The sequence below is a fragment of the Enterobacter sp. 241F3 genome, from assembly GCF_034106785.1.
GTDB classification, from domain to species: domain Bacteria; phylum Pseudomonadota; class Gammaproteobacteria; order Enterobacterales; family Enterobacteriaceae; genus Enterobacter; species Enterobacter vonholyi.
The window spans coordinates 1,320,674-1,346,445 of the sequence record NZ_JAWNDD010000001.1 but is presented as its reverse complement, the minus strand read 5'-3'; the positions used below and the strand labels follow the sequence as shown (position 1 = coordinate 1,346,445).

Genomic DNA, 25,772 nt, shown 5'->3' with positions numbered 1-25,772 from the left:
CCTGTTTTGCATGCTGTGACGAGTGAAAGTGTGTGTTTATTGCTCGTAAGTATAGGTAAAGTCAGAGATGAATCCATCACCCGCTTCGGCAATGGCTTTCGATAATCCCTGGTAGTAATTCTCCAGCCCCAGCGCTTCGATACGCTGGATCTGTTCGCGAATGGGGGCGCAGAACAGAACGGCATTTCCCGCCTCAACGCGTTTGTTATTCGGTGGAAGGTCGCCCGCGATGGCTTTAAACCAGGTTCTGATACCCTGCTTTAAATTATGCGGCGCTTTTGCCAGGTTATCCATGCCCGTCAGGATCTGCAGGGTAGGGAACTCATCGGCCAGCACGGCGGTTTTCATGCGCGCAAAGAACTGGCTGAACAGCTCGAACGAGCCCAGATCGGTGACGCGGGGTTTGGTGGTTTTTCCGTTTTTATTGCCGATTTTGCCTGCCGCTGACGCCGCGGCCGGAACCGCATTCACCTTTTCCAGCTCCAGCCCGAATAACAAATTACAGTGCGCACGGCGCGCTTTCAGCGGGTAGGACATCAGGACCTCAATGAACCGGGTGGCTTTCACATCCGCAAGATCGTGGTTGATAAGCCACTGGGTGCGTGAAAATTCCGCCGGAGAGACGAACCAGTCCGGCACCTCATTGAAGCGTTTTGATTTCCCTTTACCATCAAATTCAAGGAAGTGTGTTCCGTTGTCGAAGGCGAAATAGCAATTTTTGAAGCTGCCGATCGTGGTGTTCACGATGAGCGCCTTCTTAACAAAGTCCACCACCTCTGCACCTATCACAAAACGCGTGAGTTCCGACGATTTGATGACTTCCATTAATGTTTCGACATCAGGAACACCAGGCTTCAGGGAAGGAAACTCATAAAATATATGTGCCATGCTGCATACTTCCTGTAGTGATGGTGGTGACAATTTATAAACAAAAAGTTTAACACTTGCTTCAGCGTGAGGCTATTCGCGCTGTGCGGGCGAAAGGATTATGCTACAGGCGGTTATTACACGAAGCGGTTAACGGAAGCGCAATGAACGATAAAAAAAACCTTTTGCATCTCAGGGACGTCGGGTTTCGAGTCGGGGAAAACACGATCCTGCAGCACGTCGGGTTTAGCCTGTCGCCGGGCGAGTTTAAATTAATCACGGGTCCCTCAGGCTGTGGTAAAAGCACGTTGCTGAAAATTGTGGCATCACTCCTCAGCCCGACGGAGGGAGCCATTCTGTTTGAAGGCGAGGATATCGCGTCGCTTTCCCCGGAAAGCTATCGCCAGCAGGTCTCGTACTGCGTGCAAACGCCCGTGCTTTTTGGCGATACGGTTTACGACAACCTGATTTTCCCGTGGCAAATCCGCAATAAAACGCCGGAGCCGGAAAAGTTTATCCAGGATCTGGCCCGCTTTGGCCTGGCGCAGGAGACGCTGACCAAATCCATCAACGCGCTGTCGGGCGGCGAAAAGCAGCGGGTCTCGCTGATCCGCAACCTGCAGTTTTTACCGAAGGTGTTGTTGCTGGACGAAATCACCAGCGCGCTCGATGACGTCAACAAGCGCAACGTTAACGAGATTATTCATCGTTACGCCCGGGAGCAGAACATTGCCGTGCTGTGGGTGACGCACGACGCTAACGAAATAACCCATGCGGATGACGTGATTACGCTCCAGCCGCACGGCGGAAAAATGCAGGAGGCAAACCGTGGGTGAACATAACATTACCAACGAATCTCTGGCCTTTTCGATGGTGCTGGTGCTGATTGCGATTGTGGTCAGCTACCGGGAAAAGCTGGGGCTGGAAAAAGATATCGTGTGGAGTATCTGCCGCGCGGTGGTTCAGCTCATCATCGTCGGCTATGTGCTGAAGTATATCTTCAACGTTAACCACGCGGTGCTGACGCTGCTGATGGTGCTCTTTATCTGCTTTAACGCGGCGTGGAATGCGCAAAAGCGCAGTAAATACATTGATAAGGCGTTTGTTTCATCGTTTATCGCGATTACCACCGGAACGGCGCTCACGCTGGCGGTGCTGGTGCTCTCCGGCTCGATTGAGTTTACGCCGATGCAGGTTATCCCTATCTCGGGGATGATCGCGGGGAACGCGATGGTGGCCGTTGGGCTCTGTTACAACAATCTCGGCCAGCGTTTCAGCAGCGAACAACAGCAGCTGCAGGAGAAACTAAGCCTGGGGGCGACGCCTAAAGTGGCCTCGGCGCGGCTGATTCGCGAGAGCATTCGCTCATCGCTGATCCCGACCGTGGATTCCGCCAAAACGGTGGGGCTGGTGAGCCTGCCGGGCATGATGTCGGGGCTGATTTTTGCCGGTATCGATCCGGTAAAAGCGATTAAGTATCAGATCATGGTGACGTTTATGCTGCTTTCCACGGCAAGCCTGTCCACCATCATTGCCTGCTACCTGACCTATCGGAAGTTCTACAACGCGCGCCACCAGCTGGTGGTGACGCAGTTGAAAAAGACGGGGTAATATCGGCTTTTCCAGGCCCGGTAAGGCGAAGCCGCCACCGGGCTTTTTTTATCAGTACAGCAGCGCGTACAGCTGACGACGATACTTCGACGCCAGCGCGTCTCCGGTGCCCAGCGCGGCCAGGATCTCCTGGAACATCTTGCGCGCCTGACCGTCCGCGGCGGCTAAATCTTTTTGCAGATGGCTGAACAGCAGCTCAAGCGCTTCTTCGTTACGCCCCACCTGATGCAGCTGCAGCGCCAGCTGGCTTGCCAGCGCGGCATCGGCCGGGTTGTCGGCAACCTGCTGCTGCAGCTGCTGAATTTCAGGGGTGTCCGCGGCCTGTTTCAGCAGCTCAATTTGTGCAACCAGCCCCTGATAGCGGGTGTCCTGATCCTGCAGCGGAACTGTCTTGAGTACGGCTTCCGCGTCTTCTGAGCGGTGCAGGGCGATCTGCGTTTCCGCCAGCAGCAGGCCAATCTGGCTGTTCTGATTCGACAGCTGCCACGCCTCTTTGAGCAGCGGCAGCGCTTCGTCGTATTTGCCTTCCTGTATCAGCGCCATGCCTTCCTGCGCTTTCAGCTCTTCTTCGCGCGGCAGCACTTTATCCAGCAGGGCGCGGATCGCCTCTTCCGGCTGCGGCCCCTGGAAACCATCAACAGGCTGGCCGTTCTGGAACAGATAGACGGTCGGGATGGCGCGCAGGCCAAACTGAGACGCGACCATCGGCTCGGCGTCGCAGTCCAGCTTCGCGAGAATGAACTGACCGTTGTACTGGGCGGCAAGGCTTTCCAGCACCGGCGTCAGCTGCAGGCAGTGTTGGCTGCGTTCAGACCAGAAGTAGAACAGGACCGGTTTGGTCATCGACTGCTCAAGGGTCTGTTGCAGGTTAGCTTCTGTGATATTGACGATATTCTGTACGGACATGCGGCTTTCTCTTTTGTCGGTTTGTTCTTTACATGGGGATGAGCGTCGTCGCTTCAACTCAACCGTGCAAAATTTTGTCCATTATCCGGCCCGGCAGCAGGCGCTTTAACCAGCCTACGGCGTGGGTGACCAGCGTTACCGGATAGCGCATTTTGGGATGTTCACTCTCAAAAGCATGGCGCACTTTGGCTACCACCGCCTCTGGCCCGAGGGTAAAACGCGCGGCGATGCCGGGGTTTTCGACCGGTTTATCTGCCTGCGTCTGGTTCACGTTTTCGGTAAAGCGGGTGCGGATCGGGCCGGGCTCAATCAGGCTGACCTTAATGCCGCTGTGGCGTAACTCCATGCGCAGGGCGTCGGACCAGGCCTCCAGCGCATATTTACTGGCGGCGTAGGCGCCGCGGCCCGGGGTGGAAATCAGTCCCATCACCGACGACGTCATCACGATGCGCCCTTCACCGTGCGGCAGCATCGCGGGGAGCAGACGCATGGTGAGCTGATGCACGCCGAAGAAGTTGGTCGAAAACTGCTTCTCCAGCGTTTCGCGGGAGAGGGTATCCAGCGGGCCATACACGCCGTAGCCGGCATTATTAAAGAGCCCGTACAGACGATTACCGGTCAGCGCGATCACCTCATCGGCGGCGCGCTCAACGCTTTCCGGCGAGTCCATATCCAGCAGCACGCCGGTAAAGCCCAGACCGTTCATGCGTTCGACGTCGTCAGGTTTACGACAGGCCGCCAGAACCCGAAACCCCTGGCGCTTCAGTTCGAGCGCGCTTTCCAGGCCGATTCCACTGGAACATCCTGTAATTAAGACCGATTTTTGCATAACTTTACCTGTCAGGATCTCCGCTTAATCAGGAGTCATGTTTAACTAAAGGAGCCAGCCGCGTTGCCATCCAGTCGGCAATAAACGGCTGCGCATCGCGATTGGGGTGGATCCCGTCGTCTTGCATCCACTGGGGTTTGAGATAGACCTCTTCCATGAAAAATGGCAGCAGCGGAATATCAAACTCTTTGGCAAGCTTAGGGTAGATCGCGCTAAAGGCCTCATTATACCGACGACCGTAGTTGGCGGGCAGGCGAATTTGCATCAGCAGCGGCTGGGCGTTTGCCGCCTTGATGTCCTGCAGAATGGTGCGCAGCGTTTGCTCGGTTTGCTGAGGCTGGAAACCGCGCAATCCATCATTACCGCCAAGCTCAACCAGCACCCAGCGCGGCTGATGCTGTTTGAGCAGCGCAGGCAGGCGCGATAAACCCTGCTGCGAGGTATCGCCGCTGATGCTGGCGTTGATTACAGACGTTTTGCTCTGCCATTTGTCATTGAGCAGGGCGGGCCAGGCCGCGCTGGCCGCCATGCGATAGCCTGCGCTCAGGCTGTCGCCGAGAACCAGTAACGTGTCCGCTGCCGCCGCGCGGAAGGTCATCAGAATCAAAAACAGGAAGGGCAAATGCCAGCGGAAAACAGTGTTGAAGTTCATCATCTTAAGAAGTCCGTCGGTCAGGGGGAGCACGAGCTTTCCATCCTTACCGGAGTTGAACTCGTTGTCAAACGCGCTGAAACCATCGCGCTGATTGGCGAATCCGGTTCCGGCAAGTCCACGCTGCTGGCGATTTTAGCCGGTCTGGACGACGGCAGCAGCGGCGAGGTCCACCTTGTCGGGCAGCCGCTGCATCAGCTTGATGAAGAGGCGCGCGCCGCGCTGCGCGCGCGTCACGTTGGTTTTGTCTTTCAGTCCTTTATGCTGATCCCGACCCTGAACGCGCTGGAAAACGTCGAGCTCCCGGCGCTGCTGCGCGGTGAAAATAGCCGTGAAAGTCGCGCTCACGCGAAGGCGCTGCTGGAACAGCTCGGTCTGGGTAAACGTCTCGACCATCTTCCCGCCCAGCTTTCCGGCGGTGAACAGCAGCGCGTGGCGCTGGCCCGCGCGTTTAACGGCCGCCCTGAGGTGCTGTTTGCCGATGAGCCTACCGGCAACCTTGACCGTAAAACCGGAGACCGGATTGCCGACCTGCTATTTTCGCTCAACCGCGAGCACGGCACTACGCTTGTCCTCGTGACCCACGATCCGCAGCTCGCGGCGCGCTGCGACCGTCGCCTGCGGCTGGTGAACGGCGTTCTGCAGGAGGAAGCATGATTACCCGCTGGTTCTGGCGCGAGTGGCGCTCGCCCTCGCTGCTGATTGTCTGGCTGGCGCTCAGCCTGGCGGTGGCCTGCGTGCTGGCGCTCGGCAGCGTCAGTGACCGCATGGAAAAAGGGCTCAGCCAGCAGAGCCGGGAGTTTATGGCGGGAGACAGGGCGCTGGAAAGCTCCCGCCCCGTGCCGTCGGGCTGGATTGAAGCAGCGCGCAAAGAAGGGCTGAAGGTGGGGGAACAAATCACCTTCCAGACCATGACCTTCGCGGGCGACACGCCGCAGCTGGCGAGCGTCAAGGCCGTCGATGATATCTACCCGATGTACGGTGACTTACAGACCAGCCCGCCGGGATTAAAGCCGACGCCCGGTACGGTGCTGCTGGCATCGCGTCTGATGGCGCTGCTGAACCTGAAACCTGGAGACAGTATCGACGTGGGCGACGCCACGCTGAAAATCGCCGGAGAAGTGGTGCAGGAGCCCGACGGCGGTTTTAACCCGTTCCAGCTTGCGCCTCGCCTGTTGATGAACACCGCTGATGTCGCGGCCACCCATGCCGTACAGCCGGGCAGCCGCGTCACCTGGCGCTATAAGTTTGGCGGCACGCCCGCCCAGCTTGCCGCGTATGAAAAATGGCTTCAGCCGCAGCTCAAACCAGAGCACCGCTGGTACGGGCTGGAGCAGGATGAGGGGGCGCTGGGTAAATCTCTGGAGCGCTCTCAGCAGTTCCTGCTGCTTTCGGCCCTGTTGACCCTGCTGCTGGCGGTGGCGGCGGTGGCCGTGGCGATGGGGCACTACTGCCGCAGCCGCTACGACCTGGTGGCGATCCTCAAAACCCTCGGGGCGGGCCGGGCGCAGCTGCGTAAGCTGATTGTCGGCCAGTGGCTGATGCTGCTGGTCCTGTCCGCGCTGACCGGCGGAATAATAGGGCTGCTGTTTGAAAAACTGCTGATGGTGATGCTGAAACCGGTGCTCCCGGCCGCACTGCCGCCGGCCAGCCTCTGGCCGTGGCTGTGGGCGATGGGCGCGATGACGGTGATCTCGGTGCTGGTGGGGCTCCGACCCTACCGCCTGCTGCTCGCCACTCAGCCGCTGCGCGTGCTCCGCAACGATGTCGTGGCGAACGTCTGGCCGCTGAAGTTCTACCTTCCGGTGATTATTGCGGTGACGGTGGGGCTGCTGGCGTGGCTGATGGGCGGCAGCACGCTGCTGTGGGCGGTGCTGGCCGGAGCGGTTGTGCTGGCGCTGCTGTGCGGCGTGCTGGGCTGGATCCTACTCAACCTCCTGAAAAGGGTGACGGTAAAATCGCTGCCCGTGCGCCTGGCGGTCAATCGTCTGCTGCACCAGCCCTGGTCTACGCTCAGCCAGCTGTCGGCGTTCTCGCTGTCGTTTATGCTGCTGGCGCTGCTGCTGGTGCTGCGCGGCGATCTGCTCGACCGCTGGCAGCAGCAGCTTCCACCGGAAAGCCCGAACTATTTCCTGATCAATATCGCGCCTGAGCAGGTTACGCCGCTGAAGGGCTTCCTGGCGGAGCATCACATTATTCCCGAGTCGTTCTACCCCATCGTGCGTGCGCGTCTGACGCAGATCAACGGGCAGCCAACGGAGGGGAACAAGGACGAGTCGCTTAACCGCGAGCTGAACCTGACCTGGCAGGAGAAACGCCCTGACCACAACCCGATAACCGCCGGCACCTGGCCGCCAAAAGCGGGGGAGGTGTCGATGGAGGAGGGGCTGGCGACGCGCCTGAACGTGAAGCTGGGGGACAGCGTCACCTTTACCGGCGATACCCAGGATTTTACCGCGAAGGTCACCAGCCTGCGTAAAGTGGACTGGGAAAGCCTGCGGCCCAACTTCTTCTTTATCTTCCCGCCGGGGGCGCTGGACGGTCAGCCGCAGAGCTGGCTGACCAGCTTCCGCTGGGAAAACGGCAACGGCATGCTGACCCAGCTCAACCGGGAGTTTCCGACGGTCAGCCTGCTGGATATCGGCGCGATCCTCAAACAGGTGGGGCAGGTGCTGGAGCAGGTGAGCCGTGCGCTGGAGGTCATGGTGGTGCTGGTAACGATCTGCGGCGTGCTGTTGCTGCTGGCCCAGGTGCAGGTGGGCATGCGCCAGCGCCATCAGGAGCTGGTGGTTTACCGTACGTTGGGGGCCGGAAAGCGGCTGCTGCGAATGACGCTCTGGAGCGAGTTTGCGCTGCTGGGGCTGGTGGCCGGTCTGGTGGCCGCCATTGGCGCAGAGACGGCGCTGGCGGTGCTGCAGACAAAGGTCTTCGACTTCCCTTGGGAGCCTGACTGGCGTCTTTGGTTGATCCTGCCTCTGTGCGGCGCTGCGCTGCTTTCTCTCTGCGGAGGCTGGCTCGGCACGCGGCTGTTAAAGGGCAAAGCCCTGTTCCGTCAGTTTGCCAGTTGATTTAGCACTGTGATAATTACGCGTCGGTTTTTAATTCCGGCGCGTAGTATTAAAATGGCACAAAGTGATAATACCCACTCATTTAGTAGCACAAAACATTAAAAAACCGACCACACGGCCCGATTATTTCCAGTTAATATTCACCCGCTAAATATTTAGCAGCGTGTCTATTAAGGGAAAAATAATGACTATAAAAAAATCAGCGCTGGCGGCAACGATCGGCGCGGCAGTGGCATTGACTACCTTCGCTTCTCAGGCGGAAATCACGGTTCTTAAGCAGGATCCTCAGGCGGGTAACCCGCTGAGCCGCCTGAACTTCACCGTTGGCGGCAGCATTCGTCCTCAGTTCCAGAACATGACCGGCGACGACGGTAAAAACAGCTACAAGCGTAACGGTTTTGACGGCGGTACCCGCTTCCGTTTCGCTGCAGATTACTACCTGTTTGATGATATCAGCTGGGTAAGCTACTACGAGCTGGGCGTGAACTTCCCTGCAATGTTCAACTGGGATAACCACTACAGCGAGAGCGATCACGACACGACGCGTCGTATGCTCTACACCGGTCTCAAGAGCGATACCTGGGGTACGCTGACCTTCGGTCAACAGAACAGCGTTTACTATGATGTGGTGGGCGCGAAAACCGATATCTGGGACTACGACATGATTGGTCAGGCGCCGGGTAACGGGATCAAAGGCGATTACGACGGTTCTTACCGTTCACGTAAAATGCTGAAATATAAGAAAACCGTGGGCGATGCTGACATTTATGCATCCTACCTGTTTGAAGACAGTGAATACCTGCCGGGCAACGGCCTGCGCTACAAGCGTAAAGGCGGCGGCTCGCTGGGCCTGGATTACCACCTGACTACCGACCTGACCTGGGGCGCCGCGTGGAACTACACCCGCGCCGACATGCGTAACCCGGACAACGGCGACAGCAAAACCTACGACCAGAACATTCTCGGTACCGCGCTGAGCTGGACCCCGGACAACTGGACCTTCTCCGCAGGCGGCGGCTGGTACCAGAACTTCCTTACCACCAAAAAAGTGTCTGTTAACGATTACTTTGCGGGCGACGCGTGGGGTATTGAGTACTTCGCAGGTTATAAATTCCCAGTCGGTCAGTACGCGGTTAAATCCATCCAGCCTTACTTCATGGGTGACCGCATTGAGTACGTGAACGGCCGTAACTACCAGCGCATCGACAACGGCGTGGGTATCAGCTTCCAGCTGGATTACGGTTTCCGCGTGGATTACGAACACGTGTTCACTTCCAGCACCGACAACCTGGGCGACATGAACCTGGTGCGTCTGCGTTACGACTTCTAAGCCGTCTGTTCCCCGGTGGCGCTGCGCTTACCGGGGCTACAAATGCACGCGTAGGCCGGGTAAGGCGTAGCCACCACCCGGCTTTTTTCAGCGATTAAGCCAGTCAGCGACCTCGCCGTACGTCCCGCGATAGACAATCTTTTCCGCCTTTTTCTCCAGCTGATAGCCGTACATCGGGTCGTAATAGTCGTTCAGCAGCGGCGCAAGCCAGCTGAAGTGCGCGTCCGTACGGCCAGATCGTTGCTGTTCCAACAGCGCGGAATCTAACAGCGCGGTAAATTCCGCAAAGCGCTGCAGCCCCAGGCGGCGGCGAATGGCGAACAGGCCGTGATGCAGGTACTCGCTGTATTCTTTCCATCCCGCTTCTTCACCGTAGGCCGCAGAAAAATCCGCCCACATGTGGTCGAAATACTCTTCGCGCAGGCGCTCAAGACGGACTTCAAACGGGTCTTCGACAACAACGATAGGGGCTTCAACCATGCGGTCGCGCAGGCACTCCGGCAGGTGGTTGGAGCCAATCATCCGGCCTTCATCTTCCAGCACCCAGCGTGCGGCGTCTTTTTTCAGGAGCTCAGCCGCAAGGTGATTTTCAAAGCTGGCCTGGGAAAGCTGCGGCGTGAGCGTGCGGCCAAACGACGAACCGCGATGGTGCGCCAGCCCTTCTAAATCAATACCCTGCGAGTGCTGCTTCACCAGCAGGGTTTTACCGTTCCCGGTACAGCCGCCAATAAGCACCATCGGCTTTTGCGACTGCTCAATGGTCACCTGAATCGCCGTCTGGCGCAGGGCTTTATAGCCGCCGCGGATCAGCGGGTAGTCGATACCCGCCTCTTTCAGCCAGGCCTGCGAGATATGCGAGCGCTGGCCGCCGCGCGCGCAGCAGAGAAAGCCCTCAGGATGGGCAAGACTGGCTTCCCGCCAGGCGTTGGTGCGTGCTTCACGCGTGTCGCCGTTCACCAGACGATGGCCGAGCGCCAGCGCGGCCTCGGGGCCCTGGCGTTTATAGCAGGTGCCGACGGCGGCGCGCTCGTCGTCATTCATCAACGGCAGATTAATGGCGGCGGGCATCGCACCCTGGGCAAATTCGATCGGCGCGCGAACGTCGATTAAAGGGGTATCAGACGCGAGGATCGCGCGATAGTCCGTTCCATCGTTCATGGTTATTCCAGAAGAAAACTCAGCAGCAATGGGCGGGGATTGTACGCCGGGGAAGGGGAAGGTCAACTCCCCGGCGCAGATGTCTTACTTGAGCTTTGACTGTGCCCAGACGATGCCGCTCGCGTATTCCGGCGGCAGGAGAGGGATCATGGCTTCCAGGGTGGCGCTCAGGCGGCCCGTGTCGCTGTCGTTCAGGTTCAGGTGACCGACCTTACGACCCGCGCGAACCTCTTTGTCATACCAGTGCAGATGCACGAGCGGCAGCTTCAGCCAGTCGCAGTTCAGATCGGTGCCGATCAGGTTGATCATCACCGACGGGCTATTGACCACCGGCTGCGGCAGCGGCAGGTCGGTGATGGCGCGCAGGTGCAGTTCGAACTGGCTGATGGACGCGCCATTTTGCGTCCAGTGGCCGCTGTTGTGCACGCGCGGTGCCAGCTCGTTGATTAGCAGGCCAGACGGCGTCACAAAACACTCCATCGCCATGACGCCCACGTAGCCCAGCTCGTGCATGATGGCAGAGAGCATCTCTTCCGCCTGCGCCTGCTGGTCAGGATTGGCGTGCGGGAAGGCGACGCTGGTGCGCAGAATGCCGTCCTGGTGCAGGTTATGCGTCAGCGGATAAAAGACGGTATGCCCGTCGTGCCCGCGCGCGCCAACCAGCGAGACTTCACCGCTGAAGTTAATGCCCTGCTCAACAATGCATTCGCCGTAGCAGTCGTCCGGCAGCTCGGCGGTGTCGTTTGCGCGCAGGCGCCACTGGCCGCGGCCGTCGTAGCCGCCCACGCGGCGCTTCACGATCGCCAGCTCGCCCAGCATGGCGAAGACGTCGTTCCACTCGCTTTTATCGGACAGGAGCTGCCACGGTGCGGTCGGCAAACCGAGCTTGTCGAACAGCTGCTTTTGCGTCAGACGGTCGGCAATGATTGGGAACACGTCGCGGTTAACAAAAGCGTTGTGACGCGCCAGCTCGCGGGTCAGAGCGGTCTCCGGCCAGCGTTCGATCTCGGCGGTGATCACGCTCTGGTGGAATGGGACGGCTTCCGGCTCGGCGTCCAGCCCGACGGGCCAGACGGCAATCCCCAGAGGTTCACCGGCCTGACGCAGCATGCGGCCTAACTGGCCATTACCGAGGACGCAAACCTGCTTCATGCCGCACCCCGCGGGTCTGGATTGTCCAGCACTTCGTCGGTCTGGGCTTTACGCCACTCCGCCAGACGCTGATGCAACGCTTTATCGTGTGTCGCCAGGATCTGCGCAGCCAGCAGGGCGGCATTGGCGGCACCCGCTTTGCCAATAGCCAGCGTGCCGACAGGAATACCGCGCGGCATCTGGACGATGGAGTAGAGGCTATCCACACCGCTTAACGCGGCGCTTTGTACCGGGACGCCCAGAACCGGTACCAGGGTTTTGGCGGCAATCATGCCCGGCAGATGTGCTGCGCCGCCCGCGCCGGCAATGATCACCTCATAACCATTCTCTTCGGCGCTTTCTGCGAAGCTGAACAGTTTGTCAGGCGTACGGTGCGCGGAGACCACTTCAACGTGGTGCGGAACATTCAGGATTTCAAAGATTTCGGCGGCGAACTGCATGGTAGCCCAGTCGCTTTTGGACCCCATCACGATGGCGACACGCGCCGGATTATTGCGGGAAGACATGCGTCTTAAAACTCCTGTGGTGCGAAACACACTGCTTTCGAGGGCACAGAGAATAGCATGTTATACGGGCAAGGAAAACGGTTGCGCGGTTAAATCTTGAGCCGTTGTTGCCGTCAATTCATAACAAAACAGACCGCATTCTGGCGGTCTGTTTTCGTCGATGTGCAATCATTATTTCGTCAGTTCTGCGGTCATATAGACGCGGTTGTCGACCTTCGCGCTGGTGATTTTGTAAGACGCACCCTGTTCAGCAGCCTGTGCAGCGATTTTCGCTTCTGCGCGGTCAAGGGTAGAGGCAGTTGCGCTCACGCTTTGAGCGAAAGAACCGAAAGAAGCCAGAGAAAGAGCAGCAACTGCAACGAAAGTTTTGATGGATTTCATGGTCGTATTCCTTAAGTATTTTGTTTTGGATAGGGCTTTTTGCCCTGATGTGATAAATAGTAGACCGACCACGGACTGATTAAAATCGAAACAATTTGCCAATATTGTTCAAAAAAATAGAATGAATTTTGAGGGGGATTAAAACGGGAAAGCGATCAGCTCGACGCCCTCTGGCGTGACTTTGACCATGGAGCCTTCGGTGTGCCAGGCTCCCAACACCACGCGATGGGCCGGTTCGCCGTTGGCGATAAGGGAATGGACGTCTGGACGATGGGTATGACCGTGTATCAACCACTGAACGCCATGCTTTTCCATCACGCTCACCACGGCCTGCGGATTCACGTCCATGATGGTCATGGATTTGCTGCTGTTGGCGGCTTTGCTGCCCGCACGCATTCTGGCGGCGATACGGTTGCGGATAAACAGCGGCAGGGCAAGGAACACCTTCTGGATCCACGGGGTGTGGACCTTGGCGCGAAACGCCAGGTAGCCGGTATCGTCGGTGCAGAGCGTGTCGCCGTGCATGATCAGGACCTTGCGGCCATAGAGATCGAGCACCCGTTCTTCCGGCAGCAGCGTCATGCCGCTTTCGCGGGCGTAGCGCTTGCCGATCAGGAAATCACGATTGCCGTGAATGAAGTAGCAGGGGACGCCGGAATCTACCAGCGCGTGAATGGCGGCGGCCATTTCACGGTGCAGCGGGTTAGGGTCGTCGTCGCCAATCCAGGCTTCAAACAGGTCGCCCAGGATGTACAGCGCATCGGCGCTTTTCGCTTCACCGCGTAAAAAACGCAGAAAACCGGCGGTAATCGCCGGTTCTTCTGTTTGCAGATGCAGATCTGCAATAAAGAGTGTCGCCACCAATTACTCGCTGACGGTCACGCTTGTAATCACAACGTCTTCTTTAGGAACGTCCTGGTGCATACCGCTGCGGCCAGTAGCGACGGCTTTGATCTTGTCAACCACGTCCATACCTTCAACCACTTCTGCGAATACGCAGTAGCCCCAACCCTGCAGGCTTTCGCCGGAGAAGTTCAGGAAGTCGTTGTCAGCCACGTTAATGAAGAACTGCGCGGTAGCAGAGTGAGGTGCCTGAGTACGCGCCATCGCCAGCGTGCCGCGGGTGTTTTTCAGGCCGTTGTTCGCTTCGTTTTTGATCGCTTCTTTGGTGGCTTTCTGGTTCATGCCAGGTTCGAAACCGCCGCCCTGGATCATAAAACCGTTGATCACGCGGTGGAAAATGGTGTTGTTGTAGAAACCTTCGCGGCAGTAGTCCAGGAAGTTTTTAACTGTTTCAGGCGCTTTGTCATCAAAGGTTTTGATTACGATATCGCCATGATTAGTGTGGAAAGTAACCATTTTTGCATCCTGTTCCGTTATTGTGGTACGTCGACCCGCCTTCGGGTCATCTATAGGGGCTTGTTATAGCATAACCACAGGATGCGATCACCTTGCATTGTGTGCTGCTTCGGATTTGAATTACGGGTAGAATAGCCGGTTTTCAACCACACACGTGTTTACATGGAATCTTCGATGTTAAAAATCTTTAATACAATGACGCGCCAAAAAGAGGAATTTAAACCTATCCATGCCGGGGAAGTTGGCATGTACGTGTGTGGTATTACGGTTTACGATCTCTGTCATATTGGCCATGGCCGTACCTTTGTCGCCTTCGACGTGGTGTCTCGCTACCTGCGTTTTCTGGGGTACAACCTGAAATACGTGCGCAACATCACCGACATCGACGATAAGATCATCAAGCGCGCCAATGAAAACGGCGAAAGCTTTGTCGCGCTGGTGGATCGCATGATCGCTGAGATGCACAAAGACTTCGACGCCCTGAATATTCTGCGTCCGGACAGCGAGCCGCGCGCGACCCACCATATTCACGAAATCATCGAGATCACCGAAAAGCTGATCGCCCGCGGTCATGCCTACGTTGCGGACAACGGCGACGTCATGTTCTCCGTGCCGACGGACCCCACCTACGGTGCGCTTTCCCGTCAGGATCTGGATCAGCTCCAGGCCGGTGCCCGCGTTGACGTGGTTGACGTGAAGCGTAACCCGATGGACTTCGTGCTGTGGAAAATGTCCAAAGAGGGTGAACCAAGCTGGCCATCCCCGTGGGGCGAAGGCCGTCCGGGCTGGCACATTGAATGTTCCGCGATGAACTGCAAACAGCTGGGCAAACACTTCGACATTCACGGCGGCGGCTCAGACCTGATGTTCCCGCACCACGAAAACGAAATCGCGCAGTCCACCTGCGCCCACGGCGGCGAGTACGTGAACTACTGGATGCACTCCGGGATGGTTATGGTTGACCGCGAGAAGATGTCGAAATCGCTGGGTAACTTCTTCACCGTGCGCGACGTGCTGAAGTACTACGACGCGGAAACCGTTCGCTACTTCCTGATGTCCGGCCACTATCGCAGCCAGCTGAACTACAGCGAAGAGAACCTGAAACAGGCGCGCTCGGCTCTGGAGCGCCTGTATACCGCGCTGCGCGGTACCGACAGGTCTGTTCCTGCTGCAGGCGGCGAAGCGTTCGAAGCTCGCTTCGTTGAGGTGATGAACGACGACTTCAACACACCGGAAGCCTACTCCGTGCTGTTCGACATGGCGCGCGAAGTGAACCGCCTGAAGTCAGAAGATGTGGCGGCCGCGAATGCGCTGGCGTCCCATCTGCGTAAGCTCTCTTCCGTGCTTGGCCTGCTGGAGCAGGAGCCGGACGCGTTCCTGCAGAGCGGTGCGCAGGCAGATGACGGTGAAGTGGCGGAAATTGAAGCGTTGATCAAGGCGCGTCTGGAAGCGCGTCAGGCGAAAGACTGGGCGGCGGCAGATGCGGCTCGCAACCGTCTGACCGAGATGGGCATCATCCTGGAAGACGGCCCGCAGGGAACCACCTGGCGCCGTAAGTAAGTCTGTAACGCCCGGAGGCGCTCACGCTTGCCGGGCCTACAGGCAAAAGTAGGCCGGGTAAGGCGCAGCCGCCACCCGGCTTTTTTTTACCTTCTTTTCCACCACAACATTCCCATCAGCACCACCCCCGGCAGCCACACCCACAGCAGTTCCGAGATAATGACCTCATGCCCGTACGGCGTGGTATAGCGCGACAGCGCAAACGGCGCCACCTTAATCATCTGCCAAGGCGCAAAGAAACGTTCATCTGACCACGGCCACAGCCAGCCGACGCCTTTCCCGCCCGTGGTAATCGAATCCAGCAGGCTGTGCGACAGCAGTGACACGGTTAAAAACAGCCAGCATCGCGTCAGGCTGGTCCTGAACCATCGTCGTCCAGTCAGCACGCAAAGTATCGGCACCACGAAGGCAAACAGCAGGGAGTGGGTAAAGCCGCGGTGGCCGAAAACATTGCCGTACGCGACGCCAAATTTAAATGCCAGCACGTCGGCATCCGGAAGCATGGCGAGGATAATCCCGGCAAACAGCAGGCGGGGAGGAATCACTTTGGTTCCCAGGCCTAAGCCCAGGCAAAGCGGAACAGCAGCGTGCGTAATAACGGTAGGCATTGTAATTATCCATGGCAAATCATGGAAATATAGCAGTCATCCCGCGCTAAAAAACCTGTGCGAAATTCTGAATTTACGCCGACTCGCGAGCGATAAGCTGCCCGGAGAGCGTAATACGCTGGGTTTGCAGCGTCGGCTCCTTCAGCGTGCGGATAATCAGCCCGGCCGCCTGACGCCCCGTCTCTTCGCTGGCGGACGAGACGTAGGTAAACGAGGGTGAGGTGAGGTTAACGTGGAGCATATCTTCGAAACCGACCAGCGCGACCTGCTGCGTCAGAAAGACATCTTTACCCACCGTACGCCCGACCTGATGAATACCGGAGATGGAGCCGATCATGGCATCCGGCGAGTGGCAGAGCAGGGCGGTGATGGTATTGTTTTTTTCCAGCAGCTGGCGGGTGGCGAAACCCGCGGCCAGCGTGTCATCGCTGCAGGCCGGAGAGTATTCATCGCGCCAGACCAGCCCGTTTTGCGCCATCGCGCTGCGAAAACCGAGCAGGCGCTGTGCGCGGATAAGGCAGCCTTCGCGTCCGCCAATGTAGGCAATATTGCGGTGACCGCGCTCGATAAGATAACGCACCGCCAGACTGGCCGCCTGTCGGTTATCGCGCATCACCAGATTGCATTTTTCATCCAGCAGCGACTGCGAGACCACCACCAGCGGCAGCGGGCAGCGGCGAATCTGTTCCGGCAGGGTAGACGTGCGGGTATCCGAGGCCAGATAGATAACTCCGGCGACGCCCTGCTGCTTAAACGACAGCAGGCAGCGCTCAAGATGGTCATGGTCGTTCTGGGGCTGACCGAGAAAAACCATATACCCCTGTTTTTCGAGATCCTGAACGATGCTCGCCATCACCTTGATGGAGAAACTGTCGCTAAAGTCACGGAGGATCAGGCCAATCAGGTTGGACGTATTGGCGCGGAGGTTGGCAGCGGCAACGTTATGAACATAGCCCAGCGTATTGATGGCAGCGTTGACCTTCTCGATCGTTGCCTCTGAGATTTTCCCTTTCTGGCGCAGCACCAGCGAGACGGTTGAGACCGACACGCCCGCGTGCTTTGCGACATCAATAATGCTGACTTTCTTCAAAACCGCTCCCTGAAATTTACCGATTATCAGCCAGATAAAACACGTCTCCCAGCGTACAGGAGACGTGTCGTTCAGGCATCTTATTATTTGCCGATCATGGTGGACATGGTCTGGGCGATAAACTGTGCTCTGGCACCGAAAATCACCTGAATACCGTTGTCGCCGACAAACACCACGCCGCGCGCGCCGAGTCCGTTCAGACCGTCTTTATCCACCACCTCGCTTTTTGTCACTTCCAGGCGAAGACGGGTGATACAGGCGCCGACGGAGTCGATGTTATGCGCACCGCCCAGCAGGGTGATGATCTCTGTCGCGAGTTCGGAATCCGATTTCTCATCCGCGTTAGCGGTCACTTCAGTGCGGCCCGGCGTTTTCACGTCGAAACGACGGATCACAAAGCGGAACGTGAAGTAATAAATCAGGCCCATTGGAATGCCGATGATAATGGCGCTCAGGAAGTGGGTCTGGTAGCCGTTAAAGGACGGCAGGATCCCGAATGACAGATAGTCAATAAAGCCCGCGGAGAACGACTTGGCGATATGCGCATGCAGCAGGTACATGGTCATGTAGGCCAGGCCCGCCATGATGGCGTTAAAGACGTACAGAATCGGCGCCACGAAGATAAAGGTAAACTCAACCGGTTCGGTGATCCCCGTCAGGAAGCAGGTCAGCGCCGCGGAGAACAGAATACCGGCCGCGATTTTCTTATTCTTCGTATGGGCTTCGTGATACATCGCCAGGCATGCCGCAGGCAGCGCGAACAGCATCAGCGGGAATTCACCCTGCATGAACTTACCAGCGTTCTGGTAGGTGTCGCTGCTGAAGGATTTCACCCCTTCTTCCAGCATCTTGAACCAGATGGTCTGGTCGCCGTGGATCACCTGGCCTGCCTGGGTGGTGTAATCCCCAAACGAATACCAGAAGGACGGATACCAGATATGGTGCAGACCTAGCGGGATCAGCGCGCGCTCTACCAGACCGAAGATAAAGGTCGACGCCGCCTGATTATCACCGTTCACCACCACGGAGAGCGCGTCGATACCGGCCTGAATATGCTGCCAGACGTATGGCAGCAGCAGCCCCATCAGGAACGAGAGGAACGCCGTTGCAATCGCCACGAAGCGCTTGCCGGAGAAGAAGCCCAGGAATTCCGGAAGCTGCATGGTGTGGAAGCGGTTATAGCACCAGGCCGCGAGAATACCGCAGATCAGGCCGCCGAAGACGCCCATCTGCAGCGTCGGAATGCCCACCACCATGGCGTATTTCCCGCCCTGAGAGGCCATTTCCGGCGTGATGCTCAGCACGGTGCTGATGGTGATATTCGTGACAAACACCGAAACGGCCGCAGACAGCGCCGCAATACCGGATTCTGACGCCAGACCCACGGCGGAGCCAATGGCAAACAGCATCGGCAGGTTATCAAAAATAACCCCGCCCGCGTTCATCATCAGCGGCAGGTGGAACTTATCGCCGAAAGCCAGCAGCAGGCCCGCAGCGGGGAGCAGTGAAATTGGCAGCATTAAGGCGCGACCAATCATCGATAACTTAGACAGCGATTTAACAAACCCTGATATCAGACTCATGCTGATTTCCCCCGAGTAGCGCTTTTTTTGCGCTGTTATTGTAAGTAGAACGTTTTAGTAGAACGTTCTACTTATCGTGGGCAAAGAGTGAAAAACGCGCAACTGAATTTTCACTTTTCAACAGATGAAATAGTGATTATTTGAAGTGGATCGATAAATAACCGCGATGGGTGTGAGGGGATTTTATATCCCCTCTCCCTGTGGGAGAGGGTTAGGGTGAGGGCATCAAACGGCTCAGGCCGTAACGGTTACGCTCTGTCCTTCAAAGCTCACGGTCTGACCCGCGACAATCTTGCAGCGCTTGCGCGTTTCTACCACGCCGTCGACTTTTACCAGCCCGTCGGCGATAACGATTTTCGCCTGTGCGCCGCTTTCGCTCCAGCCTTCCAGCTTGAGCAGGTCGCACAGCTCAACGTGCGGGTGTTTACCTAATGAAAAAGTCGCCATCTTACGCATCCTCTACGTCGTGATATTCTTCGCACGCCTGCAGCGTGTTCTGAATCAACGTTGCTACGGTCATCGGGCCTACGCCGCCCGGTACGGGGGTAATGTAAGACGCGCGCGCGGCGGCATCTTCATACACCACGTCGCCGACCACTTTGCCGTTTTCCAGACGGTTAATCCCGACGTCCACGACAATCGCGCCCTCTTTGATCCACTCGCCCGGAATAAAGCCCGGCTTGCCGACCGCGACGATCAGCAGATCGGCGTTCTCAACGTGGTGGCGCAGGTTTTTGGTGAAGCGGTGGGTGACGGTGGTGGTGCAGCCGGCCAGCAGCAGCTCCATGCTCATCGGACGGCCCACGATGTTGGACGCGCCGATGACCACGGCATTCAGACCGTAGGTGTCGATATTATAACGCTCAAGCAGCGTCACGATACCGCGTGGCGTGCAAGGACGCAGACGCGGCGCGCGCTGGCACAGGCGGCCAACGTTGTACGGGTGGAAACCGTCCACGTCTTTATCCGGTGCGATACGCTCCAGCACCTTCACGTTGTCGATACCGGCGGGTAGCGGCAGCTGAACCAGAATACCGTCGATTTCTTTATCGGCGTTCAGGGTGTCAATAAGTTCCAGCAGTTCTGCTTCGCTGGTGGTTTCCGGCAAATCGTAAGAGCGGGAGACGAAGCCCACCTCTTCACACGCTTTGCGCTTGCTGCCGACATAAATTTGCGATGCCGGGTTGCTGCCAACCAGCACAACGGCCAGCCCGGGGGCGCGTTTTCCGGCAGCTTTACGCGCCTTCACTTTTTCCGCGACCTCAGAGCGCACCTGCTGCGCAATCGTTTTACCGTCAATAATCTTTGCTGCCATCAGAGAGAAGATTCCGTCTGTAACGTTTGAAAGGGGGGATGGCGTGTATTTTGTCAGAAGCGAGCGTCGCTGTCAGTCACCCTTTACGCGTTTTTATCAGCGTGACGCAAAAACCCTTCATAAGGGATGGTCAATTTCTTAGGCGGGATTAGGATGTGACCTGGCGAAATGGCAGCGTTTTGACATATTTAAAAACCGTGTCCTGAGCTACTTTGTCTCCTCCGAAATAAGCTTTCAATTCATCAATTGAACGTATTTCTTATTCCCGATTATTCGCGGGAAGGGTTATTTACATTTTAAAGGAATAGACATGAAACTCAGCAACATTGCTTCTACTGTTATTGCAACTTTGGCCCTGGTTGCGGGTGCCGCAAATGCAGCGGATCCTGCTGCGCCGGTTTCCGTAAATGGCGGTACCGTACATTTTAAAGGTGAGCTGGTTAATGCTGCTTGTTCAGTAAATACTGATTCTTCCGAGCAGACCGTTAATCTGGGTCAGTATCGTACCGCGAAATTCACCAAAGTGGGCGACACCACCTCTAATATCCCATTCAACATTGAACTGAACGATTGCGATCCGCTGGTTGCCAAAACTGCAGCCGTTGCGTTCACCGGTCAGATCGACCCAACCGACAAAACCCTGCTGGCCGTCACCTCCGGTAACAACGACAACACCGCGAAAGGCGTGGGTATCGAGATCCTCGACAGCAAATCCAGCGTTCTGACCCCGGACGGCGCGACCTTCTCTGCTGCGCAGACGCTGATCGAAGGGACGAACACCCTGAAGTTCACCGCGCGTTACAAATCAACGGCTGCCACCACTGAGCCAGGCCAGGCGAACGCTGACGCCACCTTCGTAATGAAATACGAGTAATTCCTCCGCACAGGGATGTTCAGGCCTCAGGGACGAGGCCCGTCATACGCTAATGCCAGGAACGAAGGATGACAAGGACTGGAACACTACTGCTGTTAACCCTTGCGATGGCTTGCCCGGCATCAGCGCATACCGTGGTGATCGAAGGCGGCAAGGTTCATCTCAGAGGTGAACTGGTGAACGGCGGCTGCGCCGTGGCGCCCGACAGCCAGAATATGCGCATCGACATGGGCCAGTACCGAACCAATTCATTTTCCGGTGTGGGCAGTTTTTCCACGGTGAATGTGCCTTTCACCGTACGGCTGCTGGATTGCAGCGTTGATGTTTCGCGCACCGTGGGGATCCAGTTTAAGGGCGTCACACCCGCAGAGGATCCGCAGGTCTTTCTGGCGACATCGCGGCCGGGTGAAACACCCGTCAGCAGCGGCGTCGGGCTGGCGCTCTTTGACGAACAGCAACGTCAGATAATCCCAAACGCTACGGCCGTCAGCTGGCTGCCTGTCGATACCCGCGAGCTCGCGTTCCATTTTAGCGCCCGCTATCGGGCTATTTCCGAACATCTCGAGCCAGGCAAAATTCAGTCGGATGTCTGGTTTACGTTGATTTATCCGTAACACCTGCGAACACATTATTAAAGGTACGGTTGTGATGAATACCCTAATTAAACCAGGACTTTTTTTATCGTTTATTTTGATGATGGTTTCTGCATGCGCAAATGCATCCGGCGGTATTGCACTGGGGGCCACGCGCGTTATTTATCCGGCAGAGGCGAAGCAAACGTCGCTGGCGATCACCAACAGCAACAAACAGGAACGTTATTTAATTAACGCGTGGATCGAAAATGCGAGCGGGCAAAAAGAAAAAACGTTTGCCGTCACTCCGCCCCTGTTTGTTAGCGAGCCGAACAGCGAAAACACGCTGCGTATTATTTACGCCGGGCCGGCGCTGCCTGCCGATCGCGAATCGCTCTTTTACATGAACGTGAAGGCGATCCCGTCGGTGAACAAAGCGAAAACGGAAAACAATAACGTGCTGCAGCTGGCTATCCTTTCACGCATCAAGCTGTTCGTGCGCCCGAACAACCTGGCGATGCAGCCGGAAGAGGCGCTTTCCCAGCTGCGGTTTGAGCGCACGGGCAACCATCTCAAAGTCAGCAACGCGTCCCCGTATTACATCACGCTCGTTAATCTGAAGCTGGGCGGGCAGACGCTGGACAACCTGATGGTTGCGCCGAAAAGTTCGTCTCAGCAGGTGCTGCCAGCCGGTGCCAGCGGTACGCTTTCCTGGCAGAGCGTGAATGACTACGGTGCCATCACCCCGGCGCGTAGCGTCAACCTGTGAGCAGAGTCAGGGCGATGAAAAACCACCAGGGACGTTACTGCCCGGTTGCACTGGCGCTGATGGCTGCGCTCTGGCCGCAGGCTGGCTGGAGCGAAAGTTATTTCAACCCGGCCTTTTTGTCCGACGATACCGCCAGCGTGGCGGATTTGTCGCGTTTTGAACAGGGACACCAGCAGGCACCCGGCGTTTATCGCGTGGATATCTGGCGTAACGATGAGTTTATCGGTACCCAGGACGTGCGTTTTGAGCAGGCCGAGAACACGCCGCCGGTGGCGGGCGGTTTGTCGGCCTGCATTACGCGCGCGATGCTCGATCGCTTTGGCGTCAACGTTGCGGCGTTTCCCGAGCTGGCTAAGGTGCAGGGCGAGACCTGCGTTCCGCTGACAACGGCCATACCCGGCAGCGAAACGGTATTCAACTTTGCCTCGCAGCGTCTGGACGTCAGCCTGCCGCAGGTGGCTTTGCAAAACAGCGCCCGGGGCTATATTCCGCCTGAACAGTGGGATGAAGGTATCCCCGCCGCACTAGTGAACTACAGTTTCTCCGGTAACCGGGGAAGCGAAGACGACAGCTATTACCTCAACCTGCAAAGCGGATTGAACTATGGCGCCTGGCGTTTACGTAACAACGGCGCATGGCGGTACACGCAGAATAACGGGCAGCGGCACAGCGAGTGGCAGAATATTGGCACCTGGGCGCAGCGCACCGTCATCCCGCTGAAAAGTGAACTGGTGCTGGGCGACAGCAATACCGGGAATGGCGTCTTCGACAGTATGGGTTTTCGCGGCGGGCGGCTTTTCTCGTCTGACAGCATGTACCCGGACAGCCTGCAGGGCTACGCGCCGACCGTGCGCGGGATCGCCCGTACGCCCGCCAAAGTGGTCGTTCGACAGAATGGCTACGTTATCTATCAAAGCTATGTGCAGCCGGGCGCATTTGCCATCACCGATCTTAACCCCACCTCCTCAAGCGGTGACCTGGAAGTCACGGTCGAAGAGAAAGACGGCACCCAGCAGCGCTATACCGTGCCGTACTCCACCGTGCCGCTTCTGCAGCGTGAAGGGCGCTGGAAGTATGACCTCGTGGCGGGGGATTACCGCAGCGGTAACAGCGATCAGGATACGCCATTCTTCACCCAGGGAACCCTGATTACCGGTCTCGCCAACGGTTACACGCTCTACGGCGGAACTCAGCTGGCATCGCGCTATACCGCGGTGGCCGTCGGGGCCGGAAAAAACCTGGGCGACTGGGGCGCGGTCTCGCTCGATATCACCCACGCCCGCAGCCAGCTCGCGGACGACAGCAAGCATGAAGGGCAGTCTCTGCGCTTCCTATACGCGAAATCCCTTAACGGCTTCGGCACCAACTTCCAGCTGCTGGGCTACCGCTACTCCACAAAAGGGTTTTACACCCTTGACGATGTGGCCTGGCGCTCAATGGAGGGCTATCAGTATGCCGATAGCAAGAACGATAACGATGTGCCGGACGTGCAGAGTTATCACAACCTGACGTGGAATAAAAAAGGTCGCTTCCAGCTCAACGTTTCTCAGTCGCTGGGGGACTATGGCTCGGTCTATATCTCCGGTAGCGAGCAGACCTACTGGGGAACAGACGAGACGAATCTCTGGTACCAGCTGGGCTACGCGGGAGGCATGAAGGGGATCAACTACTCCGTCTCGTGGTCGTGGAACAAATCCGTCGGGATCGACGGCACCGACCGCATCGCGTCGTTTAACGTCTCCGTGCCGTTCAGTATCTTTACCCGTCAGGGCTATCGCCGGGACAGCGCGATTGACCGCGCCTACGCTACGGCATCCGCCAGCCGGAACAGCGATGGCGACACAAGCTGGCAAACCGGCGTCAGCGGCACGCTGCTGGAAGACCGCAACCTGAACTACAGCGTGACCCAGGGACACACCAGCACCAACGGCTCAAGCGGAAGCGCCAGCGCCAACTGGCAGGCGACCTACGGCACATTGGGCGTCGGCTACAACTACAGCGACGATCAGCACGATCTCAACTGGCAGCTCTCCGGCGGGGTGGTCGGCCACGCCGATGGCGTGACCTTCAGCCAGCCGTTGGGGGACACCAACGTGCTGATCAAAGCTCCGGGGGCATCTGGCGTCAGCGTGGAAAACCAGACCGGCGTGAGAACCGACTGGCGTGGTTACGCGGTGATGCCGTATGCCACTGTCTACCGCTACAACCGTGTGGCGCTGGATACCAACACCATGAGCAACAACACCGATATCGAAAACAACGTGAGCAGCGTGGTGCCGACCAAAGGCGCGCTGGTGCGCGCCAGCTTTGATACCCGCATCGGCGTGCGCGCCCTGCTGACGGTGATGCGCGGCAACCAGCCGGTGCCGTTCGGCGCGGTGGTTCGCGAAAACCGAAGCGGCGTGACCAGCATGGTGGGGGATGACGGGCAAATTTACCTGAGCGGGCTGCCGCTGGAAGGCGAACTGCTGATCCAGTGGGGCGACGGGGCGCAGTCCCAGTGTCGCGCGCCTTATAGCTTGCCTGAAAAGAGCCTGCAACAGGCAATCACACTTAAGGGGATCGGCTGTGATTAAAACTCAAATCTTTGCTTTGTCGCTTCTGGCGTTACTGCCCGCGACAAACGCATTAGCGACCGTGTGCGTCAATGAAAAAGGCGTGCCGACGGAAGTGCATTACGATCTGACGGATAAATTCAACAGCTCGAATAACCAGATCGGACAGGTCGTGACGCTCAGCGAGAAGTCGCAGTGGGTAGGGGTCAATGCCGTCTGCCCGAAGGGCACCGTCGGGAATACCACCAAGCGTAGCTATGTGACCGATTATCAGGTAACGGGAACGAGCGATGGCTACCAGTATCTGAAGCTTAACGACTATCTGGACGGGGCCATGAAAATCACGGACAGCTATGCTGGCGTGTTTTATCCGCCAAAAAGCTATATCCAGATGGGGAGCCATCCTAACGTCTCTAAAAACAAACCGTTTGGCGTTCAGGACTCCAGCCTTGTCTTCCGCCTTAAGGTGACCCGGCGTTTTATTAACATGGTCGTTATCCCGCGCGCCACCATGTTCCGCGTCTACGTCACCACCACCTCCTCGGATCCGCTCACCACGCCGGTCTATACCATTAGCTACAGCGGAACCATTCAGGTGCCGCAAAGCTGCGCCATTAATGCCGGTAACGTGGTGGAATTTGATTTCGGCGACATTGGCGCCTCCCTGTTCAGCAAGGCGGGCGTAGGTAACAAACCGGAGGGCGTCTCATCGCAGAGTAAAACCATCGCCATTAAATGCACCAACGTAGAGGCGAACGCCATGCTGACGATGCGCGTCGAGGCGGAAAAAGTCTCTGATAATGTGCTGGTGTCGGATAACCCGGATGTGGGATTCATCATTGCTAATCAGAGCGGGGCGCCGCTGACGCCTAACAACCTGACAAGTAAAATTCCGTTCCGCCTTGACGACAGCGCGCAGGCGCAGGTGGGGATCCGAGTCTGGCCGGTGAGCGTGACGGGCAATAAGCCTGCGGAAGGGCGCTTCACCTCGCGCGGGTATTTGCGCGTGGATTACGATTAAGGAGCC

Annotated in this window: 26 protein-coding genes; 11 read left to right on the top strand and 15 right to left on the bottom strand. The window is 57.5% G+C overall.

Features of this window, described 5'->3' with window-relative positions:
- Positions 1–36: 36 nt before the first annotated feature.
- A complete protein-coding gene (locus UR504_RS06405; protein ID WP_252092607.1) occupies positions 37–888 on the bottom strand; it encodes a hypothetical protein in 852 nt (283 codons plus the stop codon).
- A gap of 143 nt (positions 889–1,031) precedes the next feature.
- Between UR504_RS06405 and fetA the strand changes: the two genes are divergently transcribed.
- The gene (gene fetA / locus UR504_RS06400) at positions 1,032–1,703 is read left to right on the top strand and encodes an iron efflux ABC transporter ATP-binding subunit FetA (protein ID WP_115874386.1); all 672 of its coding nucleotides are present in this window, start codon (positions 1,032–1,034) and stop codon (positions 1,701–1,703) included.
- Positions 1,696–2,478, top strand: coding sequence for an iron efflux ABC transporter permease subunit FetB (gene fetB / locus UR504_RS06395; RefSeq protein WP_115874387.1), 783 nt, complete (start codon positions 1,696–1,698; stop codon positions 2,476–2,478). Before fetA ends, fetB begins: the two co-directional genes overlap by 8 nt.
- A 51-nt stretch (positions 2,479–2,529) precedes the next feature.
- Here the strand turns inward: fetB and UR504_RS06390 are convergent, their stop codons facing one another.
- Genes UR504_RS06390 through tesA form a run of 3 tightly spaced genes read right to left on the bottom strand, consistent with a single transcriptional unit; the run spans position 2,530 to position 4,865 of the window.
- Entirely contained in the window at positions 2,530–3,384 is an 855-nt protein-coding gene (locus UR504_RS06390; protein WP_302234298.1) for a co-chaperone YbbN, read from the bottom strand.
- A gap of 58 nt (positions 3,385–3,442) precedes the next feature.
- Positions 3,443–4,213 (bottom strand): SDR family oxidoreductase, encoded by a 771-nt coding sequence (locus UR504_RS06385; RefSeq protein WP_023617270.1) that lies wholly within the window; start codon positions 4,211–4,213, stop codon positions 3,443–3,445.
- A 28-nt stretch (positions 4,214–4,241) separates the two neighbouring features.
- Positions 4,242–4,865, bottom strand: coding sequence for a multifunctional acyl-CoA thioesterase I/protease I/lysophospholipase L1 (gene tesA / locus UR504_RS06380; RefSeq protein ID WP_032661743.1), 624 nt, complete (start codon positions 4,863–4,865; stop codon positions 4,242–4,244).
- On the opposite strand from tesA, the gene ybbA reads away from it, so the two are divergent.
- The 3 genes from ybbA (at position 4,836) to UR504_RS06365 (ending at position 9,263) form a co-directional block, all read left to right on the top strand.
- Positions 4,836–5,522 carry a putative ABC transporter ATP-binding protein YbbA gene (gene ybbA, locus UR504_RS06375; protein ID WP_149366094.1) on the top strand — a complete coding sequence of 229 codons (687 nt, stop codon included), beginning with the start codon at positions 4,836–4,838 and terminating at the stop codon, positions 5,520–5,522. The genes tesA and ybbA overlap by 30 nt on opposite strands.
- Positions 5,519–7,933, top strand: a complete 2,415-nt coding sequence (gene ybbP, locus UR504_RS06370) for a putative ABC transporter permease subunit YbbP (protein WP_274242248.1) — start codon at positions 5,519–5,521, stop codon at positions 7,931–7,933. The genes ybbA and ybbP overlap by 4 nt, the downstream gene beginning before the upstream one ends.
- Before the next feature lie 184 nt (positions 7,934–8,117).
- Complete coding sequence (locus UR504_RS06365; RefSeq protein ID WP_115874391.1) at positions 8,118–9,263, top strand: porin; 1,146 nt, start codon at positions 8,118–8,120, stop codon at positions 9,261–9,263.
- 87 nt (positions 9,264–9,350) lie between these two features.
- On the opposite strand, the gene mnmH is transcribed toward UR504_RS06365, so the two are convergent.
- The 6 genes from mnmH to ppiB all read right to left on the bottom strand — a co-directional run bounded on the left by mnmH (position 9,351) and on the right by ppiB (position 13,819).
- Positions 9,351–10,421, bottom strand: a complete 1,071-nt coding sequence (gene mnmH / locus UR504_RS06360) for a tRNA 2-selenouridine(34) synthase MnmH (protein ID WP_274242250.1) — start codon at positions 10,419–10,421, stop codon at positions 9,351–9,353.
- A gap of 84 nt (positions 10,422–10,505) precedes the next feature.
- The gene (purK, locus tag UR504_RS06355; RefSeq protein WP_302234304.1) at positions 10,506–11,573 is read right to left on the bottom strand and encodes a 5-(carboxyamino)imidazole ribonucleotide synthase; all 1,068 of its coding nucleotides are present in this window, start codon (positions 11,571–11,573) and stop codon (positions 10,506–10,508) included.
- Positions 11,570–12,079, bottom strand: coding sequence for a 5-(carboxyamino)imidazole ribonucleotide mutase (gene purE, locus UR504_RS06350; RefSeq protein WP_014882834.1), 510 nt, complete (start codon positions 12,077–12,079; stop codon positions 11,570–11,572). The genes purK and purE overlap by 4 nt, the downstream gene beginning before the upstream one ends.
- A gap of 171 nt (positions 12,080–12,250) precedes the next feature.
- Positions 12,251–12,460 (bottom strand): YdgH/BhsA/McbA-like domain containing protein, encoded by a 210-nt coding sequence (locus tag UR504_RS06345; protein ID WP_111963370.1) that lies wholly within the window; start codon positions 12,458–12,460, stop codon positions 12,251–12,253.
- Between the two features lie 138 nt (positions 12,461–12,598).
- Positions 12,599–13,321 (bottom strand): UDP-2,3-diacylglucosamine diphosphatase, encoded by a 723-nt coding sequence (lpxH, locus tag UR504_RS06340; protein ID WP_127729838.1) that lies wholly within the window; start codon positions 13,319–13,321, stop codon positions 12,599–12,601.
- Between the two features lie 3 nt (positions 13,322–13,324).
- A complete protein-coding gene (ppiB, locus tag UR504_RS06335) occupies positions 13,325–13,819 on the bottom strand; it encodes a peptidylprolyl isomerase B (protein ID WP_111963369.1) in 495 nt (164 codons plus the stop codon).
- Between the two features lie 174 nt (positions 13,820–13,993).
- Between ppiB and cysS the strand changes: the two genes are divergently transcribed.
- Positions 13,994–15,379: a cysteine--tRNA ligase gene (cysS, locus tag UR504_RS06330; protein ID WP_127729843.1), complete on the top strand. Its 1,386-nt coding sequence runs from the start codon at positions 13,994–13,996 to the stop codon at positions 15,377–15,379.
- Positions 15,380–15,465: 86 nt separating this feature from the next.
- Here cysS and UR504_RS06325 read toward each other — a convergent pair whose 3' ends face one another.
- The 5 genes from UR504_RS06325 to folD form a co-directional block, all read right to left on the bottom strand.
- Positions 15,466–15,987, bottom strand: coding sequence for a metal-dependent hydrolase (locus UR504_RS06325; RefSeq protein ID WP_127729846.1), 522 nt, complete (start codon positions 15,985–15,987; stop codon positions 15,466–15,468).
- A 73-nt stretch (positions 15,988–16,060) separates the two neighbouring features.
- Positions 16,061–17,077: a Mal regulon transcriptional regulator MalI gene (gene malI, locus UR504_RS06320; protein WP_127729849.1), complete on the bottom strand. Its 1,017-nt coding sequence runs from the start codon at positions 17,075–17,077 to the stop codon at positions 16,061–16,063.
- Positions 17,078–17,160: 83 nt separating this feature from the next.
- A complete protein-coding gene (locus tag UR504_RS06315; RefSeq protein WP_024906880.1) occupies positions 17,161–18,660 on the bottom strand; it encodes a PTS transporter subunit EIIC in 1,500 nt (499 codons plus the stop codon).
- A 234-nt stretch (positions 18,661–18,894) separates the two neighbouring features.
- Positions 18,895–19,107 (bottom strand): ribosome-associated protein YbcJ, encoded by a 213-nt coding sequence (gene ybcJ, locus UR504_RS06310; RefSeq protein WP_023334767.1) that lies wholly within the window; start codon positions 19,105–19,107, stop codon positions 18,895–18,897.
- Between the two features lies 1 nt (position 19,108).
- Complete coding sequence (gene folD, locus UR504_RS06305; RefSeq protein ID WP_008499332.1) at positions 19,109–19,975, bottom strand: bifunctional methylenetetrahydrofolate dehydrogenase/methenyltetrahydrofolate cyclohydrolase FolD; 867 nt, start codon at positions 19,973–19,975, stop codon at positions 19,109–19,111.
- A 310-nt stretch (positions 19,976–20,285) separates the two neighbouring features.
- On the opposite strand from folD, the gene fimA reads away from it, so the two are divergent.
- The 5 genes from fimA (at position 20,286) to fimH (ending at position 25,766) form a co-directional block, all read left to right on the top strand.
- Positions 20,286–20,849, top strand: coding sequence for a type 1 fimbrial major subunit FimA (gene fimA, locus UR504_RS06300; protein WP_023310641.1), 564 nt, complete (start codon positions 20,286–20,288; stop codon positions 20,847–20,849).
- A 68-nt stretch (positions 20,850–20,917) separates the two neighbouring features.
- Entirely contained in the window at positions 20,918–21,463 is a 546-nt protein-coding gene (gene fimI, locus UR504_RS06295; RefSeq protein ID WP_302234311.1) for a type 1 fimbrial protein subunit FimI, read from the top strand.
- 34 nt (positions 21,464–21,497) lie between these two features.
- The gene (gene fimC, locus UR504_RS06290) at positions 21,498–22,190 is read left to right on the top strand and encodes a type 1 fimbria chaperone FimC (protein WP_127729854.1); all 693 of its coding nucleotides are present in this window, start codon (positions 21,498–21,500) and stop codon (positions 22,188–22,190) included.
- A gap of 14 nt (positions 22,191–22,204) precedes the next feature.
- A complete protein-coding gene (locus UR504_RS06285) occupies positions 22,205–24,766 on the top strand; it encodes a fimbrial biogenesis usher protein (RefSeq protein ID WP_302234314.1) in 2,562 nt (853 codons plus the stop codon).
- On the top strand, positions 24,759–25,766 hold the full coding sequence (gene fimH / locus UR504_RS06280) for a type 1 fimbria D-mannose specific adhesin FimH (RefSeq protein ID WP_115874401.1): 1,008 nt from the start codon (positions 24,759–24,761) through the stop codon (positions 25,764–25,766). Before UR504_RS06285 ends, fimH begins: the two co-directional genes overlap by 8 nt.
- Positions 25,767–25,772: the final 6 nt, after the last annotated feature.